At 52.1% G+C, this 17,972-nt stretch carries 18 protein-coding genes; 8 read left to right on the forward strand and 10 right to left on the reverse strand.

Annotation, left to right across the window (positions count from 1 at the left end; all coding sequences use genetic code 11):
• The first annotated feature begins 366 nt into the window (after positions 1–366).
• The 6 genes from AAGA79_RS07980 (at position 367) to AAGA79_RS08005 (ending at position 5,723) form a co-directional block, all read left to right on the forward strand.
• A complete protein-coding gene (locus AAGA79_RS07980; protein WP_411825267.1) occupies positions 367–897 on the forward strand; it encodes a hypothetical protein in 531 nt (176 codons plus the stop codon).
• Between the two features lie 201 nt (positions 898–1,098).
• A complete protein-coding gene (gene gatC, locus AAGA79_RS07985; RefSeq protein WP_411825268.1) occupies positions 1,099–1,389 on the forward strand; it encodes an Asp-tRNA(Asn)/Glu-tRNA(Gln) amidotransferase subunit GatC in 291 nt (96 codons plus the stop codon).
• A gap of 42 nt (positions 1,390–1,431) precedes the next feature.
• The gene (gene gatA / locus AAGA79_RS07990) at positions 1,432–2,841 is read left to right on the forward strand and encodes an Asp-tRNA(Asn)/Glu-tRNA(Gln) amidotransferase subunit GatA (RefSeq protein WP_411825269.1); all 1,410 of its coding nucleotides are present in this window, start codon (positions 1,432–1,434) and stop codon (positions 2,839–2,841) included.
• A gap of 15 nt (positions 2,842–2,856) precedes the next feature.
• On the forward strand, positions 2,857–4,014 hold the full coding sequence (eboE, locus tag AAGA79_RS07995; protein ID WP_411825270.1) for a metabolite traffic protein EboE: 1,158 nt from the start codon (positions 2,857–2,859) through the stop codon (positions 4,012–4,014).
• Positions 4,015–4,057: 43 nt separating this feature from the next.
• The gene (locus AAGA79_RS08000) at positions 4,058–4,603 is read left to right on the forward strand and encodes a peptidylprolyl isomerase (protein ID WP_411825271.1); all 546 of its coding nucleotides are present in this window, start codon (positions 4,058–4,060) and stop codon (positions 4,601–4,603) included.
• Between the two features lie 148 nt (positions 4,604–4,751).
• On the forward strand, positions 4,752–5,723 hold the full coding sequence (locus tag AAGA79_RS08005) for an ABC transporter ATP-binding protein (RefSeq protein WP_411825272.1): 972 nt from the start codon (positions 4,752–4,754) through the stop codon (positions 5,721–5,723).
• 12 nt (positions 5,724–5,735) lie between these two features.
• Here the strand turns inward: AAGA79_RS08005 and AAGA79_RS08010 are convergent, their stop codons facing one another.
• A complete protein-coding gene (locus tag AAGA79_RS08010; protein ID WP_411825273.1) occupies positions 5,736–6,650 on the reverse strand; it encodes a hypothetical protein in 915 nt (304 codons plus the stop codon).
• A 118-nt stretch (positions 6,651–6,768) separates the two neighbouring features.
• Here AAGA79_RS08010 and AAGA79_RS08015 point away from each other — a divergent pair, with 118 nt between their 5' ends.
• Positions 6,769–7,500, forward strand: a complete 732-nt coding sequence (locus AAGA79_RS08015) for an SHD1 domain-containing protein (protein WP_411825274.1) — start codon at positions 6,769–6,771, stop codon at positions 7,498–7,500.
• A gap of 12 nt (positions 7,501–7,512) precedes the next feature.
• Here the strand turns inward: AAGA79_RS08015 and AAGA79_RS08020 are convergent, their stop codons facing one another.
• The 9 genes from AAGA79_RS08020 to hemC form a co-directional block, all read right to left on the reverse strand.
• Positions 7,513–8,823, reverse strand: coding sequence for a VWA domain-containing protein (locus AAGA79_RS08020; RefSeq protein WP_411825275.1), 1,311 nt, complete (start codon positions 8,821–8,823; stop codon positions 7,513–7,515).
• Positions 8,820–9,461 carry a redox-sensing transcriptional repressor Rex gene (locus tag AAGA79_RS08025; RefSeq protein WP_411825276.1) on the reverse strand — a complete coding sequence of 214 codons (642 nt, stop codon included), beginning with the start codon at positions 9,459–9,461 and terminating at the stop codon, positions 8,820–8,822. Before AAGA79_RS08025 ends, AAGA79_RS08020 begins: the two co-directional genes overlap by 4 nt.
• Before the next feature lie 10 nt (positions 9,462–9,471).
• A complete protein-coding gene (locus tag AAGA79_RS08030; RefSeq protein WP_411825277.1) occupies positions 9,472–10,701 on the reverse strand; it encodes a 2-oxo acid dehydrogenase subunit E2 in 1,230 nt (409 codons plus the stop codon).
• Between the two features lie 14 nt (positions 10,702–10,715).
• Positions 10,716–11,681: an alpha-ketoacid dehydrogenase subunit beta gene (locus tag AAGA79_RS08035; protein WP_411825278.1), complete on the reverse strand. Its 966-nt coding sequence runs from the start codon at positions 11,679–11,681 to the stop codon at positions 10,716–10,718.
• A complete protein-coding gene (locus AAGA79_RS08040) occupies positions 11,678–12,706 on the reverse strand; it encodes a thiamine pyrophosphate-dependent dehydrogenase E1 component subunit alpha (RefSeq protein ID WP_411825279.1) in 1,029 nt (342 codons plus the stop codon). Before AAGA79_RS08040 ends, AAGA79_RS08035 begins: the two co-directional genes overlap by 4 nt.
• A gap of 78 nt (positions 12,707–12,784) precedes the next feature.
• Positions 12,785–13,774, reverse strand: coding sequence for a malate dehydrogenase (locus tag AAGA79_RS08045; protein ID WP_411825280.1), 990 nt, complete (start codon positions 13,772–13,774; stop codon positions 12,785–12,787).
• 147 nt (positions 13,775–13,921) lie between these two features.
• Positions 13,922–14,626, reverse strand: coding sequence for a class I SAM-dependent methyltransferase (locus AAGA79_RS08050; RefSeq protein WP_411825281.1), 705 nt, complete (start codon positions 14,624–14,626; stop codon positions 13,922–13,924).
• A 9-nt stretch (positions 14,627–14,635) separates the two neighbouring features.
• Positions 14,636–16,144: a uroporphyrinogen-III C-methyltransferase gene (cobA, locus tag AAGA79_RS08055; protein ID WP_411825282.1), complete on the reverse strand. Its 1,509-nt coding sequence runs from the start codon at positions 16,142–16,144 to the stop codon at positions 14,636–14,638.
• Positions 16,141–17,094, reverse strand: a complete 954-nt coding sequence (gene hemC, locus AAGA79_RS08060; RefSeq protein ID WP_411825283.1) for a hydroxymethylbilane synthase — start codon at positions 17,092–17,094, stop codon at positions 16,141–16,143. The genes cobA and hemC overlap by 4 nt, the downstream gene beginning before the upstream one ends.
• Positions 17,095–17,475: 381 nt before the next feature.
• Between hemC and AAGA79_RS08065 the strand changes: the two genes are divergently transcribed.
• Positions 17,476–17,967, forward strand: a complete 492-nt coding sequence (locus tag AAGA79_RS08065; protein ID WP_411825284.1) for a PTS sugar transporter subunit IIA — start codon at positions 17,476–17,478, stop codon at positions 17,965–17,967.
• The last annotated feature ends 5 nt before the right edge of the window (positions 17,968–17,972 follow it).

Consider the following 17,972-nt stretch of genomic DNA (forward strand, 5'->3'; position numbering starts at 1 on the left):
AACATCCAAAAGCTAATTCCCGGTGACCACTCACACCCGAAAACCGTCCCCTATAAAATGAGTAAGCCGCCAGGGAGTCCCTTCCCTGGCGGCTTGAAAGTTGTCTTACATCACCCACACCCATGAGATCAGATTCGACAACTGCTGTTACACCCTTACATGTAAAAAACTGACAAAGTCGGCTTTCAAGGGGAATAGACTGCCAACTCAAACTTACGTTCAAATATCCCGAAACTTTTTCTCTAAAGTTCAACGGGCCCGAGATCAAATCGAAGCACATCGATTGGGTCCGTTTTTAGGCTGTCACCTACGGCCTAATTCAGACAATTTTTTAGAGGCCGAAGCATCAATCCACTTTTTACTCCAATGAAACGACATCGAGTAGCGTTCTTGGCATTCATTTCATTTGCTCTGTTATCTCCATCTCAGGTCAAGGCGTTCGAGCCGGAAACTGCTGCGAAGGAGATCCTCCAAGCACCTCGGTGGGCTAATATGCACCAAGAAAACTTTCTCGAGTTAGGACCGAAGCTTCTTACTGTGCTGAATACATACAAGGACCTTGAACCACCGCAGGCCCGTTTACTTGTGGAGGCAATCGTAGCGCTGCAAGAAGATCCATTCGATCTAGTAACAGCCAGCCAGATCTTTGTCTTCAATCGCCTCTATTTCAATGTCCCTGAGTGGGAGCTTCTAGAAAATTGGAAATCTCATTCAGGATTCCATGGAATTCCGCAAAAGGGGTTCAGTTTCAATAGTCTGTATCCGCTGACCCTCAAAAACGGCAAATTTGAATTTTGCGGAGGTTCGTTAGCTTACGCTGGCGGGCCTTATATGGGACTCAAAGAGTTCGACTATCTTGCTGAAAAATACGGGAAACGAAAATTCGAATCCGAGTAGACTTTCTCGCCAGCTACTTAAATCCTCCAAGCAAGGAGAGAGAAATTGCGATCAACAGGGATTTTCTAACCTTCATGGCAGTTCAGATTTTCCACCCACAATCGTTTCACTCATCTCCTGTTCCTAGGATCGGCAGTCCTTCGCCGTGGTCCCTCACTTTTAGACTTTCAGCTACAGCCTATCTCCACCAATCTCCCCGCGATGTCTCAAGAACAAATCGATGTCCGTTACGTGGCAAAACTCGCCCGTCTGGATCTTACCGAAGAAGAAGCCTCCACCTTCCAGTCACAACTGGAATCCATCATTGCCCATGTGGAGTCCCTCACCGCGATCGAGCTGCCGGATGATCTCGATACGGATGACAATTCGCACCTAGCGATCATGCGCGACGACATCCCGCACCAGAGCCTTCCGGCAGAGCTTATGCTACAAAACGCTCCCGATCAGGCACAGTCCCAGATCAGAGTCCCGAAAGTCGTCGCCGACGCCTGATTGACAGTTTCCACCATTTCTCAATTTTCCACTTCACCGTTTATGACGCTTACCAGTCTCCGCCAGCAATATCAGGATGGCACCACCACTCCCGCAGAAGTCATCAAGACCCTGGGAGAAAAAATCAGCACCGAGGATACAGAGGTGAAAGCTTATCTCTCGCACGATCTCGACCAAGCTCTGAAGGACACCGAAGATTACGATGCCTCGCTTCCTCTCGCCGGTCTTCCGATCGCCATCAAGGACAACATAAACACCTTCGGAGCGCCCTGCACCTGTGCTTCTCGGATTTTAGAAAAAAACTACACATCTCCCTATAACGCAACGGTTATCGATAAATTGAAATCTGCGGGAGCGATTCCCTTCGGCCGAACCAATATGGATGAGTTCGCCATGGGCTCTGCCACGGAAAACTCCGCACTCCAGCTCACCCGCAACCCGAGAAATCTCGAAAGAATCACCGGAGGTTCATCCGGCGGCTCCGCTGCATCCGTCGCAGCAGGCACCGCCTTTGCCGCTCTGGGCTCCGATACCGGTGGCTCTATCCGCCAGCCGGCATCCCATTGTGGGATCGTCGGTCTGAAACCAACCTATGGCCGTGTCTCGCGGTTCGGTCTCGTTGCCTTCGCCTCATCCCTCGACCAGATCGGCCCACTCACCAATAGCGTCGACGATGCAGCAATGATTCTTCAAGCGATCGCCGGATACGATTCACGTGACACGACCTCTCTGGATGTCCCGGTTCCCGATTACAGTGCGACCATCAACGACGGAGTGAAGGGCCTGAAGATCGGAATCCCCGCTGAATACTTCGGAGAAGGGATCCATGAGGGCGTTCGCAAAAACGTGGAAGAATGTGTTCAAAGACTTAAGGATCAAGGAGCTACTATCGTTCCGATTTCACTCCCGCACACCGAGCATTCGGTAGCTACCTATTACGTCATTGCCCCAGCGGAGGCCTCCTCGAACCTTTCCCGTTTTGACGGAATTCGCTACGGAAACCGCGCAACGAACGCTACTGACATTGTCGATCTCTACCACCAGAGCCGGGAGCAATCGCTCGGTCCGGAAGTAAAACGACGCATCATACTCGGAACCTACGTTCTATCCTCCGGTTACTACGATGCTTACTATTCCAGAGCACAAAAGGTGCGTCAGCTGATTACCCGCGATTTCAAAAAGGCATTTACTAAGGTGGATGTGATTATTTCCCCGGTCAGCCCCACCCCGGCGCGGAAAATCGGAGCATGCGAGGGCGATCCTCTACAGGATTATCTGGCGGACATCTTCACCATCCCAGCCAACCTCGCTGGAATCCCTGCCATTTCCGTGCCATGCGGCACCACCTCCTTTGACGGAGCGGATGATCTGCCAGTGGGTGTTCAGATTTTAGCACCACACTTGGGCGAGCAAATGCTTCTCCGCGTGGCAAAAGCCGCTGAACAAGCCTAAGAAGCTGCGAGCTGTATGATTCTAGGCTACTGCACCAACATTCATCCTGCTGAAACGTGGGAGGAAACCCTCACGGCACTCAAGACACACGTCCTGGCAGTGCGGGACCTTCTTCTCGACAGCGGAGACCAGCCTACCAATCGGCGCTACCCTATCGGTCTGCGCCTTTCCGCAATCGCAGCCGAGGAATTACTCAGTGAGGATCACTTGCCGAGGTTCATCGACTGGCTCGAGAGGGAGCAGTGCTACGTCTTCACCATCAACGGCTTCCCCTACGGCTCCTTCCACGGCACCAGGGTAAAGGAAAAGGTATTCCAGCCCGACTGGACCGATCCGAAACGCGTTCTTTACACCAAGCACCTATTCAAGATCGCAGCCGCGCTAACCGGAAACGGTCCGGATTGCTCGGTTTCCACCCTCCCCGGGTCCCACAAATCGTTCGATGCGGACCAGAGCAAGATCATCACGAATTTGGTCGAGATGGCATATTTCATCGAGGACCTCAGCCAGAAACATCAGATCGATCTACATCTAGGGCTTGAACCGGAACCTTTGGGTCACTTCGAAAACACCAATGAAACTCTCCAGTTCTTCGAAGATCTACACACTGTAGGAAAAACTCCGGATATCATCTCAAAACGAATCGGGCTGAATTACGATACCTGCCACTTCGCCATCGAATTCGATGATGCAGCCGCCTCACTTGACGCAATTTCGGCTGCCGGCATCCGTCTTTCCAAGATCCACCTGTCAAACGCACTAAGAATCGACCCCCAAAACCCTGAGGCGATTGAGGCAATCCGCTCATACAACGAGCCGACCTATTTCCATCAGGTAATCGCCGCGGATAGAGACCGGGATATTCATCGGTTTCCAGATCTCCCTGATTTCCTCCAGTTCGCAGAGAACAATCCGCGAAACAACTTCACGGAAGCACGCATCCATTTCCACATCCCTCTGGATTCCACCCCCGCTGCCCCGTTGGATTCCACCCACAGTCATGTGGCGGAAACTCTCGCCTGGTGCCAGAAACACCCTGCCGCCTGCCAGCACTTCGAGATCGAAACCTACACCTGGGGAGTTCTTCCGGAAAACCTCCAGCGCCCTATCGAGCAACAAATCGCAGCAGAATATCACTGGGTCCTCGAAAAACTACGCCATCCCGACCAATAAACCTTTTGCCTTGTTACCAATCACCACTCACTTTCCCAATATTATGTCAGACATCAAAATTACAATCCACACCACCAAGGGTGATATCGACGCAACGATGTATGCCTCCAAGGCTCCACTTACTTGCGCCAATTTCCTTAATCTCGCGAAACGCGGCTACTACGACAACATCGCGTTTCACCGGGTGATCGAAGGCTTCATGCTCCAAGGCGGCGACCCGACCGAATCAGGTAGAGGCGGCCCAGGTTACAAGTTTGCAGACGAATTCCATCCGGATCTTCGCCACCGCAGCCCGGGTATTTTCTCCATGGCGAACGCTGGCCCAGGCACCAACGGGTCCCAGTTCTTCATCACCACTACTCCAACACCTTTCCTTGATAATCGTCACTCCGTATTCGGACAAGTCACAGATGGTCTGGATGTTGTAGATAAAATTACTGGAAAAAACAATACAGGTGAACGCGGCTGCAAGTTTGATGGAACCGGTGACAAAATCACCTCCATCACGATCCACGATGACGCCACATCCCTCTTCGAAGACCAGAAGGACAACATCGAGCACTGGAATTCCATCTTGGACAAAGCGTAGTTCCAGCTATTGATTTCCCAGATGCCGTGTTCGCAAGTATACCGCTTGCAGCACGGCATTTTTGTTTGGTGGTTCCGAGAAATTAAACAGAGGACGAAGACACCTTCTGCGTTGAATCTCCCACCCCATCCATCCACAATTCCTCCAGATGCTTCTGGACGTTAAAAATCTCACCACACGCTTCCACACCCGCAACGGCATTGTGCACGCGGTGGAGGATGTTTCATTTTCCGTCGATAAAGGCCAGACGCTCGGCATCGTCGGCGAATCCGGATCAGGAAAATCAGTCACTTGCTATTCGCTGCTGGGTTTGATCCCCATGCCCCCGGGAAGAATCGTGAGAGGGACAGCAATGTTCGACGGAACGGACCTCCTCAGCGCACCTGAGAAGCAGCTCCGCAAGATACGCGGGAAGCGCATCTCGATGATTTTCCAGGATCCAATGACCTCACTGAACCCCTACATGCGGATCAGTGACCAGCTCACCGAGCCATTGGAAATTCATGAAAATGTCCGTGGAAAAGCTGCCCTCACACGCGCAATCGATGCCTTGGCGGAAGTTGGTATCCCGGAGCCGGAAAAACGTATCCACTCCTTTCCACACGAGTTCTCCGGTGGCATGCGTCAACGCGTAATGATTGCCATGGCATTGATTACCCGGCCCGAACTGCTCATTTGTGATGAACCCACAACCGCTCTCGATGTCACAGTACAGAAGCAGGTTCTGGATCTCATCAAGGCACGCCAGCGTGATTTTGGGACAGCAGTGATCTTCATCACCCATGATCTGGCTGTGGTTTCTGAAGTCTGCGATCACATCAATGTCATGTACGCGGGCAGAATCGTGGAAAGCGCTACCCGCGGGCAGCTTTTCAGCAACCCTCTCCACGCCTACACCCGCTCTCTGCTTAAAAGCATTCCGGCCGCTCAACCGAAGGGTATCCCGCTCATCACCATCCCCGGCCTACCACCGAATCTGGCAAACCCGCCGACCGGTTGCGCTTTCCAACCCCGGAATCTCATCGGACGTCCGGATCTCTGCCTGACCGATCATTCCCCGCAACTGGCAGAAATTTCCCCGGGGCACTTCGCCCAGCAATGCCCGGGCTGCCTGGCCTAGCTGAGCTTGAGATCAAAGATCTTTCAGAGCCTTTTTCTGGAACTGCTGATCACGCAATTTCCTCAGGTATTCCAGATACTCGCGCTGTGCCTCGATACTCGCATCGTCTCTGGGCCTCGAGGGGGAACCGCTGGTAGTGGGCCGTGCGGCAACCTGCTGATTCGAGGAAGGAGTAGTATATTTCTTCCATGGTCCGTAGGGGACCTGCCCATCCTCAACAAATCTCCAGTGAACTTTTTTCCCGGAGGAAACTCCCAGATAGTCGCGGATCGAGGGTGAAATATCGATCCCGGCAGCTCCGTTCTGCGTCGCTTTTGGACGATTGTTACCAAAAACATACTGCCAATCATCCGTTACCCACGGTCCACAATCCTCCCACTGCGCGTAGCAACTACGGTTGTTGTAATAAATTTGCACCCAACGGCCTTTCAGAACTGTTTTCCCCGGGGCCGGACGCATCCGAGAGAACCATGGAATCACACGAGAAGCCTCGGGTTTGTGACTGCTCCAGCCCTTCACATCGTTATACGGGAGGGCTATATAAAACGGATTTAGCTTTGGTAAAAAATTCTTCGGCCGGAAATCTCCGGTAGTATGATTTGCCACCCGATTATCAGGGTTGGGATCATCAAACCCTCCGAAATTCTGTGCCCATTCCGTATCCCAGGATGACTTGTGATTGGGTGTGGGATTGCGCGGCGTCGGCTTTTCCCCTACCCAGAAAATCGTAGCTGTTATATGGGTTTTCCAAGGATACAGAGCACGGGATGCGGGTGCAACCGGGCGCGATGGTGCAAGGGATCGATTGCCCGTTGGAATCACCACACGCGGGGCGGAATTTCCTTGGGCATTAAGCAAATCACCTCCCAGAAATGCCAAAGCGGCAACCAATAGGTATGTGATGTATCGTTGGGGGTTTTGTAACATGCGTCGCGTTAGATCTCGCTATTGCGCATTTATAGGGTACTAAAGTTTCAAGCTCAAGCGAAAGGGTAGCGCTTCGTTGCCCCGGATCAGCCGCTTAGCATTTAATCTTCAATGTATTATGTTTCGCTATCTAGCAATCATTATGACCAGCGCCGCTTCGGTTTACGCTGAAGGGGCAAGATCCTGGACCAGCGCCGATGGCTCGAAACAGTTCGAAGCAGAGTTCGTCAGCCGCACGGATGATTCGGTGACCCTGCATCGAACGGATGGGAAGGAATTCACCTTCGATATCTCCAAGCTCCACGAAACCGATCAGAAATGGCTGGAGGAGAATCATTCTGGTAACGCCACGAAATCCAATCCCGATCATGTTTTCGATACACTCATCTTCGGAGATAGCCGGGAAGCGGTGCATTCAAAACTGAAAGAAAGCCCGCTGGTTGAGTCAAATCTCGAGGGCATTTTCCAGGGACGCACAGGGCTGAATGGAATTTTCAGGACAAAGGCAAAACTTGGTGGTCTTTACTGCTACTTGTTTTTTGACTGGGATGCCGACGGTGGCCTGAAGGAAATTACACTTCATACCGAGGATCAACCCAAGGCGGACTACAACACATCGGTTAAAAGCTGCTGGTCGGAATTAGCCGATGTTATCGAAACCATCCACGGCGCTCCAATCCACAGCGGAGGATTGGTTTCGGCCGAAATGCTTGGTGAGAACAAGATTCTGGGAAGCCACCTCTGGAGGCTCAACAATGATGGCTCCATTATGCTCGGAACCTGTAAGTCGAACGATCAGTATCAAGTGGTCGTCCGGTTCACCACCGAGGATCTGATTCCTGCGGAATAAGTTAGAGAAAGACTATTCCTGCTGACGGAGTTTCACTGCTTGATCAATCAGCAACAGAAAATCAAACCGACCTGGCTCCATATCGTCAGCAGCACACTCCCTGGCTAGCGCAAGTAAGAGCGGTTCGTCGACCATATCACGCTTTTCCTCGCGCAGCCAGAAACCAAAGGAGCATGCGAGTGCCGAAAAACGGGCATCATCCGAAGGTTCTTTCGCTGGATTTCTGTGAAGCGGCAAAGCAGGTGCCTCATCGCCGTTCACCGTCCAGGCGAGCTCTCCAAGTTCGTAGGAGTTCGCCTCAATCTCCAGTATCAGAAGGATATCGCTACCTTCAGCCATTTCCGTTTCTCCATTGGTTTCTTGAGTATCTGATTCCTGATAACCTAGAACCCGCTGGCTCAGAACGGATCCACTTTGTGGCCGGTATTCGACCGCGACTTTCACTGAATCGCTTTTCGCACCGCGAACATGCACCAGGACAAGACTCGCGGAAGGTTTCCACGGACTGGAAAGAATCTCCGCCGATACAGAACAGCCTTTCCATAGAGCAGCCGTTCCTTTGATTCCTATCGGGAAGGAATTTACGACTTCTTCGATCCTGACGTCATCCTTTGCCGGAAGCTCTCCATTCTGAATAGTCTTCTTGATTTCAGAAAGATTGCCGTCTACATGCGAAAGCGGGAGGCTTAGCGGTTGCCCGATCTTCCCTTTCGCCACTTTTATCTGATCTCTATCGGTGGATATCCGCCGAGATTCTTCGGGCGATTTTTCTGTGGTAGCGTCTTTTGACGAGAAAATGCTATAGGCGAGAAAAGCAATAGCCAGAATCAGCAGAGCAACTGACAAAACAAGTAATCCAGCTTTCCGTGGATTGGTTTTAGGGGAGAATTTCAATAGATTGCTATATTTATTGGGGGAAGCCGAAGCTCTGCGGATACTTGCATACTGACTTGGCAGCAAGGTCTTGCTGTCCGTGTCTTTGTGCCTTTTTGTTTCCGCGGATGCCACCTTCTTCCAGCGGATTTCATCGCCGGATCTGGACGGTTTATTTTTCATTTTCAGTTTCTCACAATGCCTCGCGCATAAATTGGATAGCCAAACTCCGAGATCGTCCGGAATTCCTTCTGGCTCTTGTTTGCAAAGTTCAAGGAAAGTAGCATGAACAGCAGAACGTGCCAGATCAGCGTCATTTAAACTCAACTCCGCCTCTTCAATCAGGGAGCCTGCATGCTCATCCAACGAGGATTCAATGAAGCTTTGCAGTTCGCTATGATCCGAGGATTCGGTATTTTTTATAAAATTGTTCTCTTCGGGGGAAATCATTTTATGAAGTAACCCAGATGCTCCAATTCGAGCGCTAGATCAACATTATTGACGATCACATCCTGCGGAACCTCAAGCACCACCGAGGAAAAGTTAAGAATTCCTTGGATGCCACTGGCAACCAACTGATTGACCACCTCCTGGACCGCGCTTTTCGGAACGCAGACGATGGCGATCTTCACTCCTTTATCCACGATAAAATCGTTGAGCTCCGAGCTGTGATGGACCGGGATCTCCAGTTCACTCGCCCGAGCTGCTTCCGGACAGGTATCGAAGGCTGCGACAACCTCGAATCCCCCCTTTTGAAACCCCTGGTAACGCAACAAAGCCGAGCCAAGGTTTCCGGCGCCGACGAGGATTACCGGTTGGAGATGCTCCCGCCCCAGTGCTTCCCGGATAATACCGAGTAGCCCGGCCACAGGATATCCAAGACCACGGATGCCGAATTGTCCGAAATAGGCGAGATCACGCCGAAGCTGGGTAGGCTTTACCCCGGCGATCCTTGCAAGGGTGGTGGAACTTACCGTTGATTGAGCGTTGTCGCTCAGCTTTTGGAGGCAGCGGCGATAAAGCGAGAGCCGATAGACCGCTTTTTTGGGAATATCTAGTTTATCCTGCTTTTCCGACTCTTCATCCACAACGAATATATTATAGCTCTTCTGGCTTCTGAAGCAATGCAGCTACCCTTTTCAAGAGGATACCCGCGCCACCACCATCAACCACCCGGTGATCGAATGTAAGCAAAAGTTCGGCTTCTGTCGCTGGCAAAAATGCCTCCACCTCTTTGCTCCATACCGGCATTTTACGCCCGGCTCCTATTCCGAGAATCAAAGTCTCGTTTGGCAATGGGATCGGTGTTCCCGTGGTAAGCCCGAATGTTCCGAAATTGGTAACCGTTGCAATTCCACCGCTGGAATCTTCTTCCGTCAGCCTGCGGCGTCTCGCCCGATCAACCAGATCATCGTAATCAGCAATAAGCTCGGAGAGTGATTTCTGATCGACCTTCCGCACAGTAGGCACAACCACGCCATCTTCCACTTGAACCGCCACTCCAATATCAAAGGAACGCGGATGAACAACTCTCTCACCAATCAAATAACCAGCTGTCATCGGCTGTTCCTTGAGCGCAAGCGCAAGAGCACGGAGTAGATAAAGTGTAAGACCCGGTTTGGGATTTTGTTCGCGGCGGTGGTTCAACGTCCGATCGAGAAGAACCGGTAGGCCCACGGTAGCCAAAGGTCGTGTCCAGCTACGGCGCATCGCATCAGCCACAGCCATCCGCATTGGCGATGCCGGTCCGCTCGGCCAATCTTCGAGATAGTCGAGGAAACGCTCCAAATCTTCCACAGTCACCCGGCCACCGGCACCAGTACCCACGATTGCGGAGATATCTGCCTCGCGTAGGCCCATATCATCCATGCGTGCACGCATACGCGGGGAAATATAGTGGGCTCCCATCGTCCCTGTTGGAACCGGCAAGCCCTTCACACTTGGAATAATACTGGGATCTTCCTCGTAGGAATCTCCATCCAATGCAAAGTGTAGGTTCTCCTCTCCGGATTTCCCTTCCTGTTGTTGATTGTTTTTTGCTTCGAGACTCTCCGTGGTATCGACACCGGTCCTGATGGCTTCCTCTTCGGTTACCTCCAGAATGCCAAGCAAAGATCCGACCGAGTAAGAAGTGCCTTCAACCGCGCGGATTTCAGAAACGATTCCGTTGCAAAGCGTTGTGACACTCATCACTGCCTTATTCGTCTCCACCTCAATGATTTCCTGGTCGGTTTTGACCTCATCACCCACCGCTACGTCCAGACGGATGACCGTGGCCTCTGCGATGGACTCCCCGAGTTGTGGCATTAAAATTGGAACTGTGGGCATATTATTTTAAATTCCTAGATTGATAGTAGTTTCCTCAGAGCGTCGCAGATCGACTCCGGGGTGGGACGGTGAGCCGCCCATAGCTTCGGGTGATATGGCACGGGCGTATCACGCGCATTGTGCCTTTGGGGTGGCGCATCCAGCAAATGAAAACCTTCCTGCGCAACTTTGGCAACCACCTCGGCAGTCACCCCACCCCATGGAAACGCTTCGCCGACCGCAAGCAGGCGCCCAGTCCGCGCAACGGATGCCAGAACAGTATCGATATCGAGCGGTTTCACGGAACGCAAATCCACTACCTCGATTTCCCACCCGTCCGCCTGCAGACGATCTGCCGCACGCACGGCCTCATGGACCATTGCACTGTAGGTTACAACCGTCGCGTGTTTGCCGGGTCTAGTAATGCGAGCCTGACCAATCGGCAGTCTGTCACCTTTGATCGCCTTCGATTTTAGCCAGCGATAGAGGAATTTGTGTTCACAGTATAAGACAGGATCATCAAGCTTCACCGAGTCGATAAGCATATGATACGCGTCTGAAACTGTTGCCGGCGTCACTACTATCAGTCCCGGATATTGGGCATACAGTCCCTCCATGCTCTGGCTGTGGAATGGACCGGAACCAGGCGTACCACCAGACGGCAGGCGCACGGTGATCGGGATCGGCATCCCGGTACGGTAAAAGTGGGTAGCTGCCTGATTGACGATCTGGTTGAAGCCAATCGAAGAGAAATCCGCGAACTGCATTTCCACAATCGGGCGCATCCCTTCTATCGCAGCACCAACCGCCAGACCGATCATCGCATCCTCGGAAATCGGGCTATCAAACACCCGGTTCGGAAATTCTTCGGAAAGCCCCTTGGTAGCCTTGAATGCACCACCGAAATCAGCAATGTCCTGCCCATATAGGAAAACTCTGTCATCCTCGCGCAGCAAGGTTTCCTGAGCCTCACGAATGGCGTCGATATAGGTTACGCTCACGATACTGATAATGGAAATTTGGTTGAAAGTGCGGTCCAATTCTCCCGATATGGATCGGGGACTGCCTCCTGCTGTGCTTGGGCCACAGCCCTCTGGACCTCGTCCGAGTATTCTTCCTGCCAGGTGGAAATTTCTTCAGCAGTCGCGTAGTCACCGTCCACCATCTGGCGGATCGCAACATCAATACAGTCACGGCCGTAGTGACCACCTTTTGCGGAGGCGGGAACGTAGGAACCGTCGTCGTGCTCGCCGTGGCCGCCCAGCCGGAGCAATTGCGCCACGACCATCTGTGGCCCACCGCCTTCACGGGCAAGTTTCACTGCATTTGAGACAACTTGGGCGCAGGCCAGAAGATCTGTCCCATCGACGGAAAATCCACCAATTCCGTAGCCTTTGGCACGGTCGGTAAGATCCGCGCATGCGAACTGGCGGCTGTTCGGAGTCGAGTAGGCGAATTGATTATTTGCAACTACTACAACCATAGGAAGTTTTTCAACAGCGGCAAGATTGAGACCTTCGTGAAATGCACCTGTGGAAGTCGCACCATCGCCAACCGAAGTGGCGCCTACACATCCTTCGAGCGTGCCCTTGAGACGTTTTGCGAAGAGCATTCCCGCAATCAGTGGAACCTGTGCTCCGAGATGAGAGATCATCGCAGGCATTCCCATCTCAGGCCGTCCCCGGTGGATATTTCCATCCCGCCCTTTCATCGGACCCTCAACAGAACCCAGATACGTTCTGGTGCAGTCGATCATCGGCTCTCCGAAAGCTGTCCGGCCCGCCTGATCACGGATGAGTGGCGCGTAGCAGTCCTTTCCCTGAATCAGAGCAGTCCCGAGACAGGAGCTGATTGCCTCCTGTCCTTTGCCCAGGTATACCCCACCAACTATCTTTCCAGCCTTGTACAGACTGGAGAGTTTGTTCTCCAAAATCCTTGCCCGGAGCATGGATTGGAAGGCTGAGCGTAAGAAATCTCCGCTCACAGGTAAATTGTCGGAGTTGGAATTTCCATCTGCATTAGGCACAGAGCAAAGCTAGAATATTGCATAGAGGTCCTGCAACCGCATTCCTCATTTCAATGACCTTATTGTGACGCTTTGCGTTTACGCAGGGATCAAACCTTGGACCGCTTCCTTCTCCTCTTTCAGCTCATTGATCGTTGCATCGATCTTGCCTTGGGAAAACTCACAGACCGGGACGCCTTGAACGACCTCCCAGCTACCATCGGCCTTCGTTCGGATCGGCATGGAAGCCATCAGACCTTTTTCGATTCCATACGAACCATCCGAGCAGATAGCCACAGAATGCCAGTCGCCTTCCGGAGTTGGTGTGATGAGACTTTTCACCGTATCGAGTGCGGCATTCGCGGCAGACGCAGCCGAGGATGCACCGCGAGCGGCAATAATCGCCGCACCACGTTGCTGCACTGTTTTGATAAACTCACCCTCCAACCACTCGCGATCAGTGATAACTTCGGTAACCGGCTTGCCACCGATCTTTGCATTCGTGAAATCCGGATATTGTGTGGCGGAGTGATTCCCCCAGATACACAGATTTGTGACATCAGAACAATGCACACCGGCTTTGGTTGCTAGTTGGCTCTTCGCGCGGTTTTCATCCAGACGTGTCATCGCAAAGAAGCGATCGGACGATATACCTGCCGCGTTGTTCATGGCGATAAGTGCATTGGTATTGCATGGATTTCCAACTACCAGCACCCGCACATCCTCCGCCGCCGAGCGGGCGATCGCCTCCCCCTGGCCGGTAAAGATTTTCCCATTGATACCGAGCAGATCACTCCGCTCCATACCCTTTTTCCTTGGAACTGAACCGATCAGCAATGCCCAGTTCGCACCTTTGAATCCTTCATCCAGATCAGTGGTAGCCACTACCTCGTTCAGGAGAGGAAACGCGCAATCCTCGAGCTCCATAACCACGCCCTGTAGTGCTGGCAGACCCGGCTCAATCTCGATCAAGCGAAGATTGACTGGCTGATCAGGGCCGAAAACAAAACCGGATGCGAGACGGAAAAGAATTGCGTAGCCGATTTGTCCTGCTGCGCCTGTGATGGAAACGGTGATGGGTGTTTTCATATTGAAAATTTAATGTTCGGCACATTCTAGACGGCTCCTTTTCGCAGTGGAAAGGAGAATATCGACGCAATTTCCGAATGATCGAATTGGTCGAATACCCTGTTGATTTCCCAGCGCCGACAAGACCTCCGTCAGCGCTGAAGAGGATCAGGAGGATGCACCGCAATCTGGTGAACCCCTGAATACGTCCTTTCGGTAAATTTCACCCTCCGGCTGTCCTTGTTTCCATTTCCGGGCCGTCAGGAGATTGAAGACGGAAAGGCGTCTATCCACTTCGTTAAACCCGTTCTCCACCAGAATCTCGTCCGGCGAAATAATTCTTCGTGTCCGTACTCCAGCTGTGAATCCGAAGAAACGGTACAGGCACGATAGGAGAACCCTGGAAAGCTTTCCTCTGAGAAAACCAGCCGGTTCCTGAAAATCAGAGAGCAACAAGATGGCATTGGATTTCGCAGCGATTTTCAACTTTTCCACGATGCTGCGAATCTCGGCACGCTCAAAGCAATCGAGGAAAAAATGAACCACGAGCAAATCAAAACCCCTCTCCGCAGGCTCCCACTTTGCGATATCCTGATGGATAAATTTCACAGAACAACCACCCAATCCATTCTTGCGAAGTCGCTCGGCAGCCAATCGGATCATCTCTGAGGATCCGTCCACGCAAGTCACTCTGGAATCAGGAAAGCGAAGGAGCAGTTCGTTTAGAAAACGACCATTCCCCTCCCCTAAGATTAGCACATTGCGGGGAGGCTCCAGATCATCCAGGAACTCCGTCCTACACTTTTGGAGCATTCCTCCGGCGAACAAGACCTCGACCAGCTCATAAAACGGGGCGATCCGGTCGAAGTTCATCCGCAACTGCTACTTCCGAAAGTGATTCAGGACGGCCTTAACCAGCCCTGGGATATCATGTTTAACAGCTTCCACGGCAGGCCTGTGATCCAGCTTCTTCAGGGTATCCGTAGTAATCGGACCAATACTTGCCGCCACACAATTCTCCGGCCACTCAAGATCAAGCCCGAAGAAATGCTCTGCTGTGGAACTGGAAGTGAAAGTCACCATATCCGCGCCATCTTCGATGAATTTCGCCTGTGCGCCTGTATAATCGTCGGTTTCAGGAACCGTGCGGTAGGCTACGCATTCGTCAACGATAGCTCCGAGCTTCATCAAACCGTCATAAATTACGTCACGCGATTCCGCAGCTTTCACCCAAAGCATTGTCTGGTTCTCAACGTTGATTTTCTTGAAAGCATCGATCAGACCTTCCGCAACGTGCTTGTCTGGGATCAAATCCACGCCGATCCGGTATTCACGGATTTTTGCCGCTGTTCCGGGTCCAATCGCTGCAACTTTTGGATTTCCGAGGCTGCGGGCATCTTCGTAGGTGGAGAAAAATCCATCGAAAAACTTCTCTACACCATTCGGGCTGGTGAAAACGAGCCAGTCATATTCGTGCGCGTGTGTCACACCTTCAGCGAAGCCTTCGCGATCCTCCGGCAGCTCGATACGAATTGTAGGAAGTTCGATCACATCCGCCCCCAGATCTCTGAGGCGTTTACTAAGGTCTCCAGCTTGTTCGCGGGTCCTAGTAACAACGATTCTTTTTCCAAAAAGCGGGCGCTTTTCAAACCAGTTGATCTTCGACCTTTCGTTCACAACATTTCCGATCACCGCCACAGCAGGAGAGCTGAATCCCTCTTTTTCAGCAATGTCAGCAATTGTCTCCAATGTGCCGACAATAGTCCACTGCGAGCCAGTTGTTGCCCAGCGAACCAAGGCAATCGGAGTATCGGCTTCGGCACCGTTCGAAATGAATGAACTGGTAATTTCACGAAGGCGGGCGACTCCCATCAGGAAAACCTTTGTCCCGGGAGTTTTCGCAAGTTGGGCGTAATCGATCGATGAATAGCCTTTTGTAGGATCCTCATGACCCGTGAAAATTGTCAGCTGTGTATTGTGGTCACGATGCGTCACCGGAATCCCGGCATATGCAGGCCCACCAATCGCGGAACTAATTCCCGGAACGATTTCGAAAGCCACGCCCGCTTCAGCAAGCTCCGCGGCTTCTTCACCACCCCGCGCGAAAATCATTGGATCTCCGCCCTTGAGTCTGGTGACAACCTTCCCATTTTTCGTATGCTCCACGATGATCTCATTGATCTGATCCTGTGGCACCGCGTGATCCTTCGCACGTTTACCCACATAGATTTGTTCGCAGCCTTTTTTTGTCCAGCGCAGCAGCTCGGGGCTACTCAACGCATCGTAGACAAGCACGTCGGCAGTCTCGATGCATTCCTTTGCACGTAATGTCACAAGACCGAGATCGCCGGGGCCGGCGCCGACAAGATAGCAGATTCCTTTGGTAGTCATTTCAGAGAATTAAAAAGTTCGAAAGCGGTTTTGATCGGATCAATCCCAGTGGCCTGGCCGATCCTTGGTGTGCCTCCTTCATCAGGGAAAACACGGGCATAAAGAGTAATTTCACCTCCATTTACAGTAGAATAAACTCCGACCGGTGTATGGCAACCGCCGTCAAGTAAACGGAGGAATTCACGTTCCGCAGTCACCTTCAGCCAGGTCAGCTCATGATTGATGGAGCGGCAGAGTTCCAGCGATTTTTCATCACCGGCACGGATTTCAAGACCGATCGCCCCTTGTCCTGCAGCAGGAAAAAATATTTCCTCAGGTAAGCGATGGGCAAACACTCCATCCTCACCGCCGATTTTCTCTTGGCTATCCACACATTCAACAGGGAGATATCCAAGTCTCACCAAGCCTGCTTCGGCCAGAAGGATCGCATCGTAGTCGTCCTCATCCGCCAGCTTTTTGATTCTCGTAGGAACGTTTCCCCTGAGATCCAGGACCTTGAGGTCCGGGCGTAGGAATTCGATCTGCTTCGCGCGGCGCACACTGCTCGTGCCAACTCTTGCTCCCTCCGGGAGACCATCGATTCCACCATCGGTTTTGCTCAAGAGCACGTCCTTCACCGGTGCGCGCTCGAGGGTGGCAGCTAGGGCAAACCGACTCTCCAGCACAGTCGGCATATCCTTGAGACTATGCACTGCGATGTGAATACTCTCATCGGCTAGAGCTTCCTCAAGCTCCTTGATGAAAACCCCTTTATCGAAGGTTCCCTCTGCCTTGGCGACCTCTGCCAGAGAAACATCCGTTCTGCGGTCGCCGGTTGTCTTGATAACTTTGCGGACAAACGAAAAGCCGGGAAATTTCTCCCCGAAAAGGGCTTCCGTAGTCGTTGCTTGTGTAAGCGCAAGATCGCTGCCACGTGTCCCGATGATGATCTCTCTGTTCTTTCCAGTCATTGCCCGTTCACCCCTTCCATGCAGTCCGTGGCGCGTCTGTGCAAGTTAATCCTAGGTCTTGGCAGCTTTCTTTCGGAAGTCAGGAGCACTATGGCCCTTTCCAAACCGTCCAAATACACCTAGGAGCGGAATGTTAAAGTTGAGTAATCCACACAGGAGTCGATGAGCAAACCGGATGTAAATATCCATCCTTGAAGCCACTCCTCCGCCACTCAAAAAATGAATACCGCCGCCTGTTGCATTGGAGAATTAATCAGCTATTGTTTTGCCAAGCACTCCCCACTTGATTTCAAGAGAGATTTATTCTTGTAAATTGTTTTTGGCACCCTAGGTTCCGCCCCTCCTTGCGGCACCTCTCGCAATCAGAACGCCCTATTATTTATGAAGTTAGCCACATTGCTCTCCGTCGAAAATATCCTCCTGGATATGAATGCGACCGAGCACTGGCCAGCCATTGAAGAGCTCGTGAATTTCCTGGAGGAAAAGGGAGATATTCCGACCAAATGCTGTCCGGAAATTCTAAAAGCACTCGAAGAACGAGAGGCTCAGATCAGCACCGGTATCGGCTCCGGAGTCGCCATTCCGCACACCTTTTCCGATACCATGGAGAATGTAGTCGCCGTCTTCGGTAGATCCAAGGGTGGTATCGATTTTGAGGCACTCGATAACGCGCCTGTCCATTACATCATTCTCTTCATCGTTCCACGGAAGGACTACCATCTCCATCTCAGGACACTCGCCGCAATCGCTAAGATGTTCACCAACTGCGAAGTCCGTAGGAATCTGGCCGCAGCTGAGTCACGCGAGGAAATTCTGGAAATTTTGGACCCGAAACCATTGCGCAAAGACCGCGCGGGGAACACCATCCGCTGAGGGAA

The organism is Luteolibacter sp. AS25, from assembly GCF_046736275.1.
Classification (GTDB): Bacteria; Verrucomicrobiota; Verrucomicrobiia; order Verrucomicrobiales; family Akkermansiaceae; genus Luteolibacter.

Bases quoted from the DNA above. Each gene is read 5' to 3' on its own strand.
- AAGA79_RS07980 (WP_411825267.1), top strand. From the start codon at position 367: ATGAAACGACATCGAGTAGCGTTCTTGGCATTCATTTCATTTGCTCTG.
- gatC (WP_411825268.1), top strand. From the start codon at position 1,099: ATGTCTCAAGAACAAATCGATGTCCGTTACGTGGCAAAACTCGCCCGT.
- gatA (WP_411825269.1), top strand. From the start codon at position 1,432: ATGACGCTTACCAGTCTCCGCCAGCAATATCAGGATGGCACCACCACT.
- eboE (WP_411825270.1), top strand. From the start codon at position 2,857: ATGATTCTAGGCTACTGCACCAACATTCATCCTGCTGAAACGTGGGAG.
- AAGA79_RS08000 (WP_411825271.1), top strand. From the start codon at position 4,058: ATGTCAGACATCAAAATTACAATCCACACCACCAAGGGTGATATCGAC.
- AAGA79_RS08005 (WP_411825272.1), top strand. From the start codon at position 4,752: ATGCTTCTGGACGTTAAAAATCTCACCACACGCTTCCACACCCGCAAC.
- AAGA79_RS08010 (WP_411825273.1), bottom strand. From the start codon at position 6,650: ATGTTACAAAACCCCCAACGATACATCACATACCTATTGGTTGCCGCT.
- AAGA79_RS08015 (WP_411825274.1), top strand. From the start codon at position 6,769: ATGTTTCGCTATCTAGCAATCATTATGACCAGCGCCGCTTCGGTTTAC.
- AAGA79_RS08020 (WP_411825275.1), bottom strand. From the start codon at position 8,823: ATGATTTCCCCCGAAGAGAACAATTTTATAAAAAATACCGAATCCTCG.
- AAGA79_RS08030 (WP_411825277.1), bottom strand. From the start codon at position 10,701: ATGCCCACAGTTCCAATTTTAATGCCACAACTCGGGGAGTCCATCGCA.
- AAGA79_RS08045 (WP_411825280.1), bottom strand. From the start codon at position 13,774: ATGAAAACACCCATCACCGTTTCCATCACAGGCGCAGCAGGACAAATC.
- AAGA79_RS08050 (WP_411825281.1), bottom strand. From the start codon at position 14,626: ATGAACTTCGACCGGATCGCCCCGTTTTATGAGCTGGTCGAGGTCTTG.
- cobA (WP_411825282.1), bottom strand. From the start codon at position 16,144: ATGACTACCAAAGGAATCTGCTATCTTGTCGGCGCCGGCCCCGGCGAT.
- hemC (WP_411825283.1), bottom strand. From the start codon at position 17,094: ATGACTGGAAAGAACAGAGAGATCATCATCGGGACACGTGGCAGCGAT.
- AAGA79_RS08065 (WP_411825284.1), top strand. From the start codon at position 17,476: ATGAAGTTAGCCACATTGCTCTCCGTCGAAAATATCCTCCTGGATATG.